Source organism: Pseudomonas sp. Root329 (genome assembly GCF_001424925.1).
In the GTDB taxonomy this organism is placed as follows: domain Bacteria; phylum Pseudomonadota; class Gammaproteobacteria; order Pseudomonadales; family Pseudomonadaceae; genus Aquipseudomonas; species Aquipseudomonas arabinosi.
Map to the genome: position 1 here is coordinate 17825 of NZ_LMCV01000031.1, position 15466 is coordinate 33290.

Genomic DNA, 15466 nt, shown 5'->3' on the forward strand with positions numbered 1-15466 from the left:
AAAAGGCGTTTTCAGCAACCAGAATGCGGGCAGTCTGGAAGGACCGACTTTTTCAACACAATCGGCCGATTTCAGCCCTTCAGAAAGAGCGGCTATTTGATCTGAAACAGGCGTGAAATCGTGATCAGAGCTTTCTCCCCGTCAGCCTCATAGAGGCCAAACAAGGACGCTTGGTCGGTGAGGCGATGCAGACGGAAATAGTGATAGAAGGCTTGACCCAGGCGCTGCTTCTCGAACCTTCCCTGGTTCCAAAGGCCGAAAAATTCGTTATAGGCAGCCTCCTCGATTTCCAGCCCCGGTGTGCTGTCCATTTGAACCTCACTTGATGGTGAACTCTGGCGGATCCTGCCAACCGTGGAAGCAACCTACCGACTATGAGCAACCGCTGCCTGTTGCTCGGTATCTACACGAACAAAAACGGAGTCTCCAATAGCCGTCAGCACATCCCCCGCGTAGACCTCGCAGATGACGCGAGTTTTGCGTCCGACTTCACCTTCGACTTTCGCGCGCAGGGTCAGCGGTACACCCATCGGTGTCGGTTTGAGGAACTTGATGCCAAGGTTGCCAGTGACGCAATTGATGCGGGGGAGGCTTGCGACTTCGCGGTGCTCCGTACGGTAGTGATAAGCCATCGCCGTCCAGTTTGAATGGCAGTCAACCAGCATCGCTATCAGCCCGCCGTAAACCAGATCCGGCCAGCCGCAATACTTGGCGTCAGGCACGTGTTCGGCCATGACGTGCACGCCGTCCTCATGCCAGACGCTCTTGATGTGAAGCCCGTGCGGATTACTGCTGCCGCAGCCGTAACAAACGCCTTCAGGTGCGGCGGTGTCTTGCAGGGAGGTGTCGAGCCTGGACATACGGTGGTCATCCTCAAAAATGTGAACAAAATCTGTCGAATTTTAACGCTGCAATCGGGCCGCGGTCACTCGGGCAACCCGGCCAGCCGCAGTCCATCCGCGAACCGCGCGAGATCCTCGGGCCGTTGGATGGGCAGCCAGTCTTTCAGGTTGGAGACGCGCAACGAGGGTTCCAGCTCGTGCAGGCGCTGTATCGCCTGCTTCGCTTTGTCCATTTGCCCGGTGAGCGCATGACTGGCCGCCATCAGGGCAACCGAGGGCAGGAGGGTGGGCAGGTTCCCCAGCGCCTTCTCCGCCCAGGTCGAAGCGGCGTCGTAGCGCCCGGCGAAGAAATACGCGAGTGCCATTCCCACCTGCATCCGGAACATTTCCGGGTCCAGCGGACTCAAGCGAACGGCATGGGTCAAATGCTCAATCGCTTCGTCTGTTTCACCGCGCAGTGCGCGCAGGATACCGCCCAGGAACCAGGCGGGGGCGAGGTTGGGATTGAGCAGGCGTGCCCTGTCGAGCAGGGCAATGCCGCCATCGACATCGCCAGCGAGATGGGCAAGCGCATGTCCGCCTCGCGTCAGCGCCACCGCATCATCCCGGCCGAGTGCCACCGCCAGCCGCGCAAGCCGTATGCCTTCGGCGATCTCTTGAGTCCGATCGATCATCCAGCCATTCAACTTGCGCCAGAAATGGCACCAGGATGCCATGCCATAGGCCGATGAAAATTCCGGGTCGAGCTCGATGGCCTTGTAGAACAACGGCAGCGCCACCTCGATGGCTTCCCGGGTGCCGCTGTGCAGTTTTGCCATGCCGCGCAGGTAATAGTCGTAGGCGTCCAGGCTTTCCGTCGGTTTACGCTTGGCGCGTTCGATTTCCGCACGCTCCAGCTGCGGCGCGATGGCGCCGACGACACTTCCGGCAATTTGATCCTGCAGTTCAAAGATGTCGTCGAGCGTGCCTTCGAAGCGTTCCGCCCAGATATGCGTCCCGTTTGTTGCGTCGATGAGCTGCCCGGTGATGCGTACCTTGTTTCCGGACTTGCGCACGCTACCTTCGAGCACGTAGCGCACGCCGAGCTCCTGGCCGATGCCCTTGATGTCCACCGCGCGGCCCTTGTAGGTGAAGCTCGAATTGCGCGCGATGACGAACAACCAACGGATACGCGACAGGGCGGCGATGATGTCCTCGACCATGCCGTCGGCGAAATATTCCTGCTCCGGATCACCGCTCAGGTTGTGGAAGGGCAGGACGGTAATGGAGGGTTTGTCCGGGAGGACGAGCGAGAAGGGAGGTGTTTGCTTCGGGTCCACGGGCGCGATTTCGCCGGTGCCTGGCCCGTCAGGCTGTCGTGCTCCGCCGATCTCGCCGACCTTGATCTCGCCGACGAAGCGGTAGCCCTTGCGGGCGACCGTGCGCACCAGTCGTTGTTCTTCGCCGCTATCGCCGATGGCCTTGCGCACCGCATTGATGTGGCTGGTGATCGTCGATTCCGAAACGATCCGACCGCACCACACCGTCTTGAGCAGGTCGTCCTTGCTGACGACGCGATCGCGGTTGCTGACGAGCTGCAGCAATAAGTCGAAAACTTGCGGCCCGATGTCCACGACGTGTCCGCGCAAGGTGAGCTCCCTGCGCTCCTGATCGAGCACGTAGTCTTCAAACACGAATGGCAAAGTGAGGTTCCCCTGGCGAAGCGCCCTCAACTCCGTGTTCCAGGCGACTGGCGATTAGTATTTGAAATTGATGATACGGCAGCGCTAAACCCGCCGCACCGTCCGCAGCAATGACGACGTCGGGCCGCGGCCTCTTTGGACGTAAAACCAAGCGTTCATGGAGGGAAACCCACAGCAGGCACAAGGACTTCGCTGACGCGCGCAGGCAATCTCCCTTTACACCGACGCAATGGTTGCAGTCGACACGTGGAGAAAGCCCATGAAGATCGTCGTCATCGGAGGCTCCGGCCTCATCGGATCGAAACTTGTGAACAACCTCCGCGAGCGCGGTCATGACGTGCTCGCAGCCAGCCCCAGCACGGGCGTAAACAGCATCACCCGCGAGGGTTTGGCCCAGGCGATGGATGGTGCTGACATCGTCGTCGACGTGGCGAACGCGCCGTCGTGGGAGGACCAGGCCGTCCTCGAATTCTTCGAAACGTCGAGCCGTAACGTGCTGGCCGCCGAAGCCGCCGCCGGGGTTCGCCATCACGTTGCCCTGTCGATTGTCGGGAGCGAACGGCTTCCCGAGAACGGCTATTTCCGGGCCAAGGTCGCGCAGGAAAACCTGATCAAGGCATCCGGCATTCCTTACTCCATCTTGCGTGCCACGCAGTTCTTCGAATTTGTCGGCGGCATTGCCGATTCGTTTGCCGTCGGCGAAGAGCTGTGCGTTTCGCCGGCGCTGATCCAGCCGTTGGCGTCCGACGACGTGGTGGCGGCGCTCACCGACGTCGTGCTGGCAGCACCGCTCAATGGCACGGTCGAAGTCGCGGGGCCCGAGGCCATGCCGCTAGACGAGCTGATCAGGCGCTTTCTGCGGGCCACTCAGGATACTCGCCAGGTCGTACCGGACGTACACGCGCGCTACTACGGCGCCGTGCTTGACGATCAATCGCTGACCCCCGGCAAGAACCCGCGTCTGGGCGCGATCCGCTTCGAAGACTGGCTCAGTCAGTCGACGGCCGGGTAACAGGCCGCGACGTCACAACTCACACCAAGAAGGAGATTTGTCATGTTTACCCGATACCTCTTGGCCGCTGCCTTTGCAGTGCTGTCGATCAGCGCAGCGTCGGCCGCTGAGCCGCCTGCCGGCAAGGTGACGGTCGTGTTTGACCGTCCCATTCCCAACATCCCTGGCAAGAGCATGAAGGGCGTAGTCGTCGAGTATGGGCCGGGCGCTGCGTCGCCGTCCCACACCCATCCGAAAACGGCCTTCATTTATGCAACGGTCCTGGAGGGCTCGTTTCGCATCAAAGTCAAAGGCCAGCCGGAAAAGATTTACAAGGTCGGCGAAAACTTTGTAGAGGAGCCGGGCTCCGTACACGAAGTCAGCGCCAACGCCAGCGACACCCAACCCGCACGCCTGTTGGCCGTGTTCGTCCTCGACACCGATGAAAAGACGCTCGTTACACCGATCAAAAAGTGAGCCGATGACGCGCTCATGAATGCTCGACAGCCGGGCGGCAGGCCACTGCCGCCCGTGGCTGCTGTAGTCCCAGGCATTGAACAGGAAATGACAACATGAACTCGCTTCAGGACAAGGCCGCCATTGCCACCGGCGCAAGCGCCGAGATCCCTGTCGTGGTGGTGCGGCAAAGCAAGAGAAAGAAGATCGGCATCCTGCTGTGCATCGGTGCCGTGGTGGTCCTGGCTGGCGGATGGGCCCTGGCGCTTTCGAGCGGTGCGACTTCCACCGACAACGCTTACGTGCGCGGCGACGTCACGTCGCTCGCCGCAAAGGTTGCCGGCTATGTCACTGCGGTAGAGGTCGAGGACAACCAAACCGTCCGGGCCGGTGACGTCCTGTTCCGTATCGATGATCGGGACTACCGCGCACGGCTGGCGCAAGCCGTGGCCAATGTCAGCGCTGCCCAGGCTCGCCTGACCCATGTCGACGCGCAAACCCAGCTTCAGCGTGCCCTGATTCGACAGGCCGAAGCCCAGAGACGCTCGGGCGTGGCCGAGATGAATCTGGCGACCAAAACCCACGATCGCAGCCGCAAACTTATCGTCAGCAACGCGGTCAGCCAAGCGCTGGTCGATGAAACCGGCGCGGCACAATCCAGAGCCGAGGCGACGGTATCGGCCGCTTCGGCATCGGTGGAGGCGCAACAGCAACACATCGCCGTCCTTGTGGCCGAGCGGGAAGCTGCCGTGGCTGCGGTGACGCAGGCGCAGGCCGCACGAGATCTCGCCCAGATCGATCTCGACAGCACCGTGGTACGCGCGCCGGTTGATGGCGTGGTCGGTAACCGCCAGGTTCGCATCGGCCGCTTTGTTACGACGGGCGTTTCTTTGCTCGATATCGTGCCGGTCAATGATGTGTGGATCGTGGCGAATTTCAAGGAAACCCAGCTCGAACAAATCCGCCCCGGTCAGCGCGTGCGCATCACAGTCGACGGCTACCCCAGCGGGGTACTTGAAGGCGTGGTCGACAGCTTTGCACCGGGTAGCGGGTCGGCGTTCAGCCTGCTCCCCACCGACAATGCGACCGGCAACTTTGTGCGTATCGTGCAGCGTGTTCCGGTGAAGATCCGGCTTGTCCACAACCCATTGCCGGGCCGCATCGTGCCGGGCCTGTCCGCCCGAGTTGAGGTCACGCACGGGGAGGGATCATGAGCGCGGATGCCAGCGCGACGCGGAGCAACACCCGCGCTACGACCGGTGTCTTGCTCATGGTGGGCATCGTGCTTGCCACGCTGACGGAAGCGATCGCCAGCACCGTTCTGTCGCTCGGACGCGGCGACATCATCGGCGATACCTATGCAACGCCTGATGAGTTCGCCTGGCTGGATATCGGCTACACCGCGCTCAAGCTGATCGGGTTCATGACCGCGCCTTGGCTGCTGACGCGTTTTAATCCGCGTCATGTGATCATCGGCTCAACCCTGGCCATGGGCATGGCATGCGGTATTGCTGCCATCACGGCTCGGCTGGACGTGCTGATCGCGCTTCGAATTATTCAGGGCTTCGCTGGCGGCACCCTGCTGGTCGGGGGGCAGGCAATCATATTTCGCACCTTTGCGCGATCTCACCAACCCATCCTTCAAGCCCTGTTTGCCATGGGTGCCGTTGTCGCGTCTGCGACGCTCGCCCCGGCCCTTCAAGGGTGGTTGATCGATAGCCAGTCCTGGACGTGGATTTTCTTCAGTGTTGTTCCGGTGGCCTTGGCGGCGACCGGATTTCTGCTGATCGCAGACGGCCCGATGCCAGCCAAGGTCCGGCACCGTCCATTTGACTGGGTCGGCTTCGCGCTGATCGCTGCCACGCTGTTCTGCTTCACTTACGTTCTCAGCCAGGGCAGTCGATGGGACTGGTTCGAAGAGCCACGCATCCTCTGGCTGAGCGTGATCGGCACAGCCGCGCTGCTGGCATTTCTCGGCCAACAAGTGTTGGCCAAAGGCCAAGGTCTGCTCGACTTTACCCTGTTCAAATCGAGCGACTTTTCCTTCGCCTTTATCGTCAGTTTTGTCGCCGGTGCCGCCTTGTTCGGCAGCGCGTTTTTGATCCCGGCGTTCGCCCTGTCGGTCCTCGCGTTCACGCCTACCGATGCCGGCCTGCTCCTGTTGCCCAGTGGCGGGTTGTTTATCGGCGGACTGCTCATATCGGCTTATCTCATGCAGGTCCGCCGCGTTCCGCCGGTCGCCACCGTGCCCTTTGGAATCCTGATGATCATGGTTGCGATGTGGATGCTGTCCGGTTCGACCAGCGAAAGCGGCACGGACGACATGATGGTAGCCATCCTGTTGCGCGGTCTGGGCCTTGGCTTTCTCTTTCTGTCGATCACGCTGATCGCGTTCAGCGACCTCAACAGCCGCAACCTCGCCTGCGGTATAGGCCTCTTCAATACGGGGCGCCAGTTGGGCGGTCTGATGGGCGTCGCAGGACTCCAGACACTGATCGACCATAACGTCTTCGCCAATGCCGTGGTCCTCGGCGCCAATGTCACCCCGGGAGGGGCCGCGGTCATCGAACGGCTGACGACCACGACAGCCATGCTGACGGTGAAAGGGATGGATGCAGCGGCCGCTGGCCGGGCAGCGGTGAGCCTCTTGGGCCGGGTCGTGTCAGGTCAGGCCACGGTGATTGCCTTCGACACCGCGTTCATTGCTGTCGCCCTGCTTTTTGTCGTCGCCGCCCCCATGCTGGTTGGCATCAAGATCGGACTCTCGCGACACGCGAAAGTGCGCGCTGCGCGAACCGTGGGGTGAGGTTTCACTCAGTCCAGGTTACTCAGCAGCCACTCGCTAAAGCTTCGCGCCAGCGCATTATTCTCACTGTCACGATGGGTCAGCATGGCCCAGTTCGGGCCGCGAATGGTTTGCTCCACCAAGGGTTGCAACAATCCTTGGGCGCGCGCCTGCCGACTCAATAACTGGCTGACCAGGGCGATACCGAGCCCCGCGCACGCGGCGTCCAGCAGCAGGCCAGGGTCGGAGAAATTCAGCCCCTGATCTTTCTGGCCGACATCGATGCCAGCCTCCACCGCCCAGTGACTCCAATCCATTTCCCGCTCACCGTGAAGGGTGGTGCGCTGTTCCTGTGGCAACGCCAAAAGGCTCGGGTGACACGCCGGATAGAGGCGGTCGGCGTGCAGCACCTTGAAGCTGCACTCGGCTTGGGAGCTGATGTCATCGCGCACTGCGAGGTCGATGGTCTGGGTGGTCATGTCCGGGACTTCATCGGTACTGAAAATCCACAGATCAACGTCCGGATGCTCGCGGCGAAAATCCCCCAAGCGTGGCAGCAACCAGTGACGGGCGAACGCCGGAGTGGTGTTGAGGACCAGTTGGTTGGGTTTCTGGTATTGCCCGAGGCGGCGAATGCCGACGGCCAGTTGTTGCAGCAACGCCTGGGTGGTGCTGAGCAGGTCGTGACCGGCGTCGGTCAGGCTGACGCTGCGTCCACTGCGAAAGAACAAGGGTTGTTCGAGGTACGCCTCAAGGCTGCGGATCTGCTGACTGATCGCCGATTGGGTGAGGTGCAACTCGGCGGCCGCCTTGTGGAAACTGCCCAGCCGGGCGGCGGCTTCAAAGCCGCGAAGGGTGCTGAGTGGCGGCCAGTGCTTGAGCATATTGATAAGTTCCTCTAATCATTTGTCTGCAAAATCCATCGTTTGTTTGCCTGATTTTACGGCCGTAGCATGCATGCCAGGATCACCCAAGCAGTTTTGTTGAACACAATGGCTTAACTTAAAGGGCTTTTTATCATGCAGCATGTCATGCAGCAGAATGAAATTCGAAACAGCGGTTGGATGATGCCGGCCGAGTGGGTCAGGCACGCCGCCACCTGGATGGTCTGGCCGCACAACACGGTACTCTGGGAGTCCGGTTGGGGCGTGACATTGCCGCTGGTGCAAGAGGACTTCGCTCGCGTGGCCAACGCCATCGCCCGTTTCGAACCGGTGAAACTGGTCGTCGACCCTTCTGCTATTGCCAGTGCCAAAGCGTTATGCGGGCCGAACATCGAATTGATCGAGCTGGCGGTGAACGACAGCTGGTGCCGGGACTCCGGTCCAAGCTTCGTCTGCCATCCGCAACAAGGTCTGGCCGGGGTGAGCTGGCGCTTCAACGCGTGGGGCGGCAAGTCGGCCCATGATCTGGACGAAAGCCTGGCTCGTCGCGCACTCAATCACTTGGGCGTGGAGTGCTTTGGTACCGCGCTGAGCAATGAAGGCGGGGCCATCCATGTGGACGGCGAGGGCACGCTGATCACCACCGAGTCGGTGTTGCTCAACCCCAATCGCAACCCGGGGATGAACAAGGCGGAGATGGAGGAAATCTTCTCGCGACTGCTGGGTGTGAAAAAAACGATCTGGCTGCCAGGCGATCCGGACTATGTGACCGGTGACATGACTGACGGCCACGTCGATGGCGTGTGCGCGTTCGCCCGCCCTGGGGTTTTGCTGGTGGACGCCACCCACGACCAGCACTCGGTGTATGCCGAAGTGGCTCGCGAAAACCGGCGTGCTCTGGTGCTGGCCACCGATGCCCGAGGCCGACAGTTCGAGCTGATCGAATTGTATGAAGCCACCGATGCCGTGGACACCGAAGCTGAAGTGTTCTGTGCCTCCTACACCAACTTCTACATCGCCAACGACGCCATCATCATGCCGGCCTATGGCATTGATGCCGACAACGTGGCGGCCGCTGTACTGCAGCAGGCATTCCCGGGGCGCGAAGTGGTGCCGGTGCGGATCAATCACCTGGCCCACGGCGGTGGCGGTGTGCATTGCATCACCCAGCAACAGCCCGCCTGGCCGGTGGAGGGTTGATGCCATGACGCTTCTGACCATCGCTACCACCCAGATGCCCTGCACCTGGGATCTGCAACACAACCTCGATCAGGCCGAGCAATTGGTGCGCGAAGCCGCGGCCAAAGGCGCCCAGGTCATCCTGTTGCAGGAGCTGTTTGCCACGCCGTATTTCTGCATCGAGCAAAGCCACAAGCACCTGGAGCTGGCTGAAGAATATCGATACAGCCCTGTGCTCAAGCGCTTTGCCGCATTGGCCAAAGAGTTGGGAGTGGTGCTGCCGCTGAGCTGGTTCGAGAAGGCCGGTAATGCTTACTTCAATTCCTTGAGCGTGGCCGATGCCGACGGGCGCCTGCTGGGTGTGTATCGCAAGACCCACATTCCCAACGCCATCGGCTATCAGGAGAAGGAATACTTCAGTCCCGGCGATACCGGTTTTCGTGTCTGGGACACGGCGTTCGGGCGCCTGGGTGTGGGGATCTGCTGGGATCAGTGGTTCCCCGAAACCGCGCGCTGCCTGGCGTTGATGGGCGCTGAAGTCTTGCTGTTTCCTACCGCCATCGGTTCTGAGCCTGGCTGCGCGGCGCTGGATTCCCGTGACCACTGGCAGATGACCATGCGCGGCCACGCCGCCGCCAACCTGCTGCCGGTGGTGGCCGCCAATCGCGTCGGCCGAGAGGCGGCGACCACCGATCCGACCTTGCAGATGAGCTTCTACGGCTCGTCGTTTATCTGTAACCACAAGGGCAAGTTGCTCGCCGAGGCCGACCGCGACAGCACCGGCGTGCTGGTGCAAAGCCTGGACCTGGCCGCGATGCGCGAAGAGCGCTTGAGCTGGGGCATTTACCGCGATCGCCGTCCGGACATGTACGGCGCGCTGTTGACTCAGGACGGTCGTCACACCCATGCACGCTGGAAGACTCAAGAGGTTTGATATGCACACGATCAAAAAGCTGTTGAGCGGTGCCTTGGGCCTGGCGCTGGGCTGTGCCTTGCCGGCGCTGCACGCGGAAGAGAAAACCCTCAGGCTGTACAACTGGGCCGACTATTTTGCCGAGGACACGCTAGCCAAATTCACCGCCGAAACCGGGATCAAAGTGATCTACGACGTCATGGATGGCAGCGAGACGCTGGAAGCCAAAATGCTCGCCGGCGGCAGCGGTTATGACCTGATCTTCCCGGGCGACACCGTCGCCGAACGCTTGATGCGTGCCGGCAGCCTGCAACCGCTGGACCGGTCAAAACTCACGGCCCTGGATGACATCGAACCCGGTTTGCAGAAGTTGCGAACGCACTACGAGTATTCGCGCCGGGCCACCGTCCCTTACACCTGGGGCACCATCGGCCTGACCTACAATGCCGAGCAGATCAAACAGCGTGTGCCGGATGCTCCGGTCAACAGCCTCGACATGTTGTTCAAACCGGAGCTGGCTGCCAAATTTGCCGACTGCGGCATTTCGATGATCGACTCGCCGGACGAAGTGCTGGCGGTGGTGCTCAATTATCTGGGCCGGGAGCCACGCAGCGCCAAGCCCGAGGACCTGGCCGCGGCGAGTGATCTGTTGCTCAAACTACGGCCGTACATCCGCAAGTTCCAGTCGCAGCCGGTCACCGACCTGGTGAACGGCAATCTGTGCCTGTCGCTCGGTTACAGCGGGGACATGACGCAGGCGCAACGGACGGCGGACTCCGCCGGCAAGAGCACCACGTTCCAATACCGTGTTCCCCGTGAAGGCACCACGGTGTGGATGGACGCCATGGCGATTCCGGTCGACGCCAGACATCCGGAGTACGCTTATGCGTTCATCAACTTCGTCATGCGCCCGGACAACATGGCCGCCATCAGTAACTTCACCGGCTACCCCACCTCCAATGCCAAGGCACGTCCGAGCGTCGATGCGACCATGCGCAACAACCCGGATATTTACCTCGATGAGGCCACTTACGCACGGTTGATTCCGGGCAAGGACATTCCGCAGCCCGATATGCGAGCGCGCATGCGCACCTGGACCAAGTTCAAGACGGCCACCGCGAAATGACTTCAGACAAATATTCCAGGGATCAATACATGTCGACGCGTCGTGAGTTCATCAAACAGGTATCGGTAGTCGCCGGTTTAGGCGCGGCAGCGTCTATCGGGCTTGGCCTGACGCCCCTGCATGCGCAAGCGGCCACCCCCGGCAGTTGGCGTATGCCGGATGAGGGCGACAGGCATCAGCGGGCCTTCATCGCCTTTGGCGCACAGGAAGCGATCTGGGAGGATTTCACCCCCGACGTACAAGCCGCCATTGGCCTGATCGCTCGCACCCTCGCACGATATGAACCGGTGACCGTGTTCTGTCGTGAGCGAGAACGGGATCTGGCCGAAGAACATTGCGGCACGGCTAACATCACCTACGTCACCAGCGAACTCGACGACATCTGGATGCGCGATATCGGCGCCAACTTCGTCATCGATGGGGAAGGCGGGCTCGGCGCCGTGGATTTCAACTTCAACGGCTGGGGCAACAAACAGCAGCACGGCGAGGATGCGCAACTGGCCGCTCTGGTTGCGAGCACCGTGGAAGCCCGTCATATCCGCAGCGAGTTGGTGGGTGAGGGCGGTGGTATCGAAGTGGATGGTCATGGCACCGGGATCATGACCGAAAGCAGCTGGATCAATGCCAACCGCAACCCCGATTGGAGCAAGGCCGAAATCGAGCAAGAGCTGAAGGCGCGCTTGGGCTTGCGCAAGATCATCTGGCTGCCGGGGATCAAAGGGAAGGACATCACGGATGCCCACGTCGATTTCTACGCCCGTTTCGTCAAGCCAGGCGTGGTGATCGCCAACCTCGACAACGACCCTCAGTCATACGATTACAGCGTCACGCGTGCCCATTTGGACATTCTCAACAATGCCACGGATGCCGATGGCCGCAAGCTGCAGGTGCATACCGTGTCGCCACCGCTCAACCCACGAAAGAGCAAGTTCAGCCGCAACAACCCGGACTTTGCGGCAGGCTACATCAACTACTTCGTGATCAACGGGGCCGTCATTGCGCCCGAGTTTGGTGACAAGGCGGCAGACTCCAAAGCATTCGATGTGTTGTCTGAACTCTACCCGGACCGTGAAGTGGTGCAGCTCAACATCGACGCGATCTCTGCCGGTGGTGGCGGTATCCACTGTGTGACCAGTCACCAACCGTTGGCTTAGTCTGGAACAACTCTTTGCCATCGGGTGCTGCGAAGCCGTCAGGCCTTGACCCAGCGTTGACGGCTCCAGCTGCTCAATGTGTCGACGGCAAATACCAGCAACAGCATGGCCAGAATGACCGTGCTGGCTTGAGCTTCCTGGAACAGGCTGAGGCTGACATAGAGCATTTGCCCCAAACCACCGGCGCCGACGAAGCCGAGCACACTGGCCATGCGGATATTGTTTTCCCAGCGATACAGGATGTAGGCCAGTAGCTGCGGCAACAGGTTGGGCAGTGATCCGTAACAGAACGCCCATACGGCATTGCCGCCCTGCAAGCGGATGGCTTCGGCCGGTTCGGGTGGGGTGTTTTCCAGCGCTTCGGCGAACAGCCGGCCGAGCACGCCGGTGGTGTGCAAGGCCAGGGCCAGGGTGCCGGCATTGGGGCCGAGCCCGGCGGCGAGGACCATCAACGCAGCCCACACCAGTTCCGGAACCGCGCGCAAGGCGTTGAGCACCAGACGCGACGCGCTCTGCAAAGGCCAGCCGAAGCGCCCGGCCGCGGGCAATGCCAACAGCAGGCCGAATACCGCCGCGAGCAGGGTGCCGAGGGCGGACATGGCGATGGTTTCCAGGGCGCCGTGGCCGATGGCTTGCAGATGGCCCGCGCTCAAGTCCGGGCTGAGAAAACGCTGCGCATAAGCGCTCATTTGCTTCAGGTTACCGCTGCCACCGAGCTCGCCGAGGTCGATGCCCAGGTAGATGAACGAGGCGACCACCGCGGCGCCGATACACAGGAGCAGCATCAGGTTGATCAGGCGATTCATGCCAGCCTCCAGCGCAGCAGGCGGCTGAGTTGATCGGCGAGCAGTACCAGGACGAGAAACGTCAGTAACAAACTGGCCACTTCACCGCCGGCGAACATGCGCAACGACAGGTCCATTTGCTGGCCCAAACCGCCGGCACCGACGAAGCCCATCACCACCGAGGCGCGGATTGCGCATTCCCAGCGGTACACCGTGTACGACAGCAGTTCCGCAGCCACATTGGGCAGGATCCCGTAGAAAAAGGCTGCGAGCCGACCGCTGCCAGCCTGCAGCAGTGCGTGCGCCGGGCGCTGGTCGACCGACTCGAAAATTTCCGCGTAGACCTTGCCCAACATGCCGCTGTACGTAATGGCGATGGCCAGTACCCCGGCCGTCGGGCCCAGTCCGACGGCGCGCACGAACAAAAGCGCCCAGACGATTTCCGGCACGCTGCGCAGGAAGATCAGTAAACCGCGTACCGGCCAACGCAGCAGTTGACCCCAATAGCTCGGGTGACCGGCGCGGGAGGCAGCAGACAGCGACAGAGCCCGACTGGCCAGCAGGCTGGCGGGGACGGCCAACAACAACGCCAGGGCCATGCCGGCCGTGGCGATGGCCAGGGTCTGCAAGGTGGCTTGCATTAACAGCTCAACGAATTCCTCGCCATGGGCCGGTGGCCAGAAGGCTGAGACAAACCGGCCCATCTCGCTCTGACTGTCACTCGCCACCAGAACACTGAGGTCCAGTTCGCTGAAGTGGATGCCCGGCCACAGCAAGGCAAGGGCCAGTAAGGTGAACAGCAGGCGGGGCCGGGTGGCCGGATCTCGGGTATCACGGGTCAGCATCGGGGAATCTGCACACTCAAGGGCGCCGGAGTAATCGGTGGGGATTGCAGTTGTTCGTTGGCGTAGAGCTTGTCGAGCAGCTCGCGGTCGACTTCGCTGGCCGCAAGATCGAACATGATCTGTCCATCACGTAAGCCGATGATCCGCGAAAAGTGCGCCAGGGCCAGCTCCACCGCATGTAGGCTGGCGACCAGGGTGACGTTGTGCTGCCGGGCATGGCGACAGAGCACCGACAGCGTGTGCTCGGCCAACACCGGGTCCATGGCCGAAACCGGCTCATCGGCCAGCAACACTTCGGGTGCTTGATACAGCACGCGGGCAATGCCCACGCGCTGTAGCTGTCCACCGGACAGTTGCTGACATTGCGCGAACAACTTGTCGCTGAGGTCGAGCCTCGCCAATGCCGCGCGTGCGCCCGGAATATCCACCGGATGCAGCAAGTTCAGCAGACTTTTGCCCAGGCCCCACTGACCCAGCTTTCCAGCCAGAACCGCAGTGACCACGCGTTGGCGCGGTGGCAGCGGGGGCGCTTGATGGATCAGGCCGATGCGCGCGCGCAGACGCTGACGCTGGCGGGCAGACAGCTGCCAGGCTCGCTCGCCGAGCACCTGCAGCTCGCCGTTGTCCGGTCGCAGGGCGGTGGCCAGCAGGTTGAGCAGGCTCGACTTGCCTGCGCCGGACGGACCGATGATGGCGACCTGTTCGCTGGCACCGATGTGCAGGTCCACACCACGCAACGCATGGACGCCGTTAACGTGGGTAAGGCTGACCTGGGTCAGATGCAACGTCATTTGAGCAGTTCGGCAGCGCGTGCGGCTTCCTCGATGCCCTTGTAGTTCTCGGGTTTGGTTTCGATGAATCGGCTGGCGGCCTGCAGGTCCAGAATCTCCTTGTCCTTCGGGTTCGCCGGATCGAGCGCCAGGAAGGCGGCCTTTATCTTGGCCGCCAGCGCCGGGTCGAGGGTCCCGCGTACCGTCCAGTTGTAGTCGTAGTAGGCCGGGGTGGTCGCAAACACTCGGACCTTGGTGGTGTCGACCTTGCCGGCGGCGACCAGTTTTTCCCACACGCTGGCGTTCAGTACCCCGGCGTCCACTTTGCCGGCCTGGACCCAGGCGACAGTGGCGTCATGGGCGCCGGAATAGCCCACGCGACTGAAGTAGGTTTCCGGCTTGATGCCGTCCTTCAGCATGAAATAGCGCGGCATGAGACTGCCCGACGTGGAGGACACCGAACCGAAGGCGAAGGTCTTGCCCTTGAGGTCGGCGAGGGATTTGACGGCCGGGTTGGCGGTGATGAATTTGCTGGTGAACTGGGCGTCCTGTTCGCGCTGTACCAGCGGAATGGCATTGCCGGTTTTCAGGCGTGCCTGCACGAACGTGAAGCCGCCCAGCCAGGCCATATCGATTCGGTCAGTGGCCAGCGCCTCGACCACGGCCGGATAGTCGCTCACGGGAACGAACTCGACCTTCATGCCCAATTGTTGTTCCAGGTAGGTGCCCAGCGGCTTGAACTTGCGCAGCAGTTCGGTCGGGGCTTCATCGGGAATCGCACTGACTTTCAGGGTGTCGGCGGCCTGCGCCAACAGGGTGCAAAAAGACAGCGTCACGCCGACAGCCAATGCCAGGGTACGGTTGAGCATGAAAATTCTCCGGTGCATTAAGGCAAAAATGTCGATACGCCAAGCGCAAGCTGGTTGCTGCATGGCGCTTTGTGAGGGTAGACGAAATGGAGCGAAATTGACCGCTTTTGGCCCGATTGTTAGTGCGACAAGCCTGAAGTCGATCCGGCCAGGATGATACGTGGTTTAGCGCTTTTAGCGGCCCG

General features: G+C 61.5%; 16 protein-coding genes. 8 read left to right on the top strand and 8 right to left on the bottom strand.

Features of this window, described 5'->3' with window-relative positions:
- Window positions 1–92: 92 nt before the first annotated feature.
- From ASC74_RS21230 to ASC74_RS21240, 3 genes are all read right to left on the bottom strand, one after another.
- Window positions 93–311 (bottom strand): hypothetical protein, encoded by a 219-nt coding sequence (locus tag ASC74_RS21230; protein WP_056743791.1) that lies wholly within the window; start codon window positions 309–311, stop codon window positions 93–95.
- 54 nt (window positions 312–365) lie between these two features.
- Entirely contained in the window at window positions 366–860 is a 495-nt protein-coding gene (locus ASC74_RS21235; protein WP_056743793.1) for a PaaI family thioesterase, read from the bottom strand.
- Window positions 861–925: 65 nt separating this feature from the next.
- Entirely contained in the window at window positions 926–2524 is a 1599-nt protein-coding gene (locus tag ASC74_RS21240; protein WP_056743795.1) for a winged helix-turn-helix domain-containing tetratricopeptide repeat protein, read from the bottom strand.
- 259 nt (window positions 2525–2783) lie between these two features.
- Between ASC74_RS21240 and ASC74_RS21245 the strand changes: the two genes are divergently transcribed.
- The 4 genes from ASC74_RS21245 to ASC74_RS21260 all read left to right on the top strand — a co-directional run bounded on the left by ASC74_RS21245 (window position 2784) and on the right by ASC74_RS21260 (window position 6777).
- Window positions 2784–3536, top strand: a complete 753-nt coding sequence (locus ASC74_RS21245) for an SDR family oxidoreductase (protein WP_056743796.1) — start codon at window positions 2784–2786, stop codon at window positions 3534–3536.
- A 42-nt stretch (window positions 3537–3578) separates the two neighbouring features.
- Entirely contained in the window at window positions 3579–3992 is a 414-nt protein-coding gene (locus ASC74_RS21250; protein ID WP_056743798.1) for a cupin domain-containing protein, read from the top strand.
- Window positions 3993–4087: 95 nt separating this feature from the next.
- On the top strand, window positions 4088–5185 hold the full coding sequence (locus ASC74_RS21255; protein WP_056743800.1) for an HlyD family secretion protein: 1098 nt from the start codon (window positions 4088–4090) through the stop codon (window positions 5183–5185).
- Complete coding sequence (locus ASC74_RS21260) at window positions 5182–6777, top strand: MFS transporter (RefSeq protein ID WP_056743802.1); 1596 nt, start codon at window positions 5182–5184, stop codon at window positions 6775–6777. The genes ASC74_RS21255 and ASC74_RS21260 overlap by 4 nt, the downstream gene beginning before the upstream one ends.
- A gap of 8 nt (window positions 6778–6785) precedes the next feature.
- On the opposite strand, the gene ASC74_RS21265 is transcribed toward ASC74_RS21260, so the two are convergent.
- Window positions 6786–7640, bottom strand: a complete 855-nt coding sequence (locus ASC74_RS21265) for a LysR substrate-binding domain-containing protein (RefSeq protein WP_056743804.1) — start codon at window positions 7638–7640, stop codon at window positions 6786–6788.
- A gap of 147 nt (window positions 7641–7787) precedes the next feature.
- Between ASC74_RS21265 and ASC74_RS21270 the strand changes: the two genes are divergently transcribed.
- From ASC74_RS21270 to ASC74_RS21285, 4 genes are read left to right on the top strand one after another with little or no spacing between them, the layout of a single operon-like run.
- Complete coding sequence (locus ASC74_RS21270; protein WP_056743849.1) at window positions 7788–8840, top strand: agmatine deiminase family protein; 1053 nt, start codon at window positions 7788–7790, stop codon at window positions 8838–8840.
- Between the two features lie 4 nt (window positions 8841–8844).
- Window positions 8845–9753 (top strand): N-carbamoylputrescine amidase, encoded by a 909-nt coding sequence (gene aguB, locus ASC74_RS21275; RefSeq protein WP_056743806.1) that lies wholly within the window; start codon window positions 8845–8847, stop codon window positions 9751–9753.
- A 1-nt stretch (window position 9754) separates the two neighbouring features.
- On the top strand, window positions 9755–10858 hold the full coding sequence (locus ASC74_RS21280; RefSeq protein WP_056743808.1) for an extracellular solute-binding protein: 1104 nt from the start codon (window positions 9755–9757) through the stop codon (window positions 10856–10858).
- Window positions 10859–10887: 29 nt separating this feature from the next.
- Window positions 10888–12012 carry an agmatine deiminase family protein gene (locus tag ASC74_RS21285; RefSeq protein WP_056743810.1) on the top strand — a complete coding sequence of 375 codons (1125 nt, stop codon included), beginning with the start codon at window positions 10888–10890 and terminating at the stop codon, window positions 12010–12012.
- A 38-nt stretch (window positions 12013–12050) separates the two neighbouring features.
- Here ASC74_RS21285 and phnE read toward each other — a convergent pair whose 3' ends face one another.
- The 4 genes from phnE to ASC74_RS21305 are packed head-to-tail and all read right to left on the bottom strand — an operon-like array spanning window position 12051 to window position 15281.
- Window positions 12051–12818 carry a phosphonate ABC transporter, permease protein PhnE gene (gene phnE, locus ASC74_RS21290; RefSeq protein WP_056743812.1) on the bottom strand — a complete coding sequence of 256 codons (768 nt, stop codon included), beginning with the start codon at window positions 12816–12818 and terminating at the stop codon, window positions 12051–12053.
- Window positions 12815–13642 carry a PhnE/PtxC family ABC transporter permease gene (locus ASC74_RS21295; protein WP_056743814.1) on the bottom strand — a complete coding sequence of 276 codons (828 nt, stop codon included), beginning with the start codon at window positions 13640–13642 and terminating at the stop codon, window positions 12815–12817. The genes phnE and ASC74_RS21295 overlap by 4 nt, the downstream gene beginning before the upstream one ends.
- Window positions 13636–14433, bottom strand: coding sequence for a phosphonate ABC transporter ATP-binding protein (locus ASC74_RS21300; protein ID WP_056743816.1), 798 nt, complete (start codon window positions 14431–14433; stop codon window positions 13636–13638). Before ASC74_RS21300 ends, ASC74_RS21295 begins: the two co-directional genes overlap by 7 nt.
- Window positions 14430–15281, bottom strand: coding sequence for a putative selenate ABC transporter substrate-binding protein (locus ASC74_RS21305; protein ID WP_056743818.1), 852 nt, complete (start codon window positions 15279–15281; stop codon window positions 14430–14432). The genes ASC74_RS21300 and ASC74_RS21305 overlap by 4 nt, the downstream gene beginning before the upstream one ends.
- Window positions 15282–15466 lie beyond the last annotated feature (185 nt).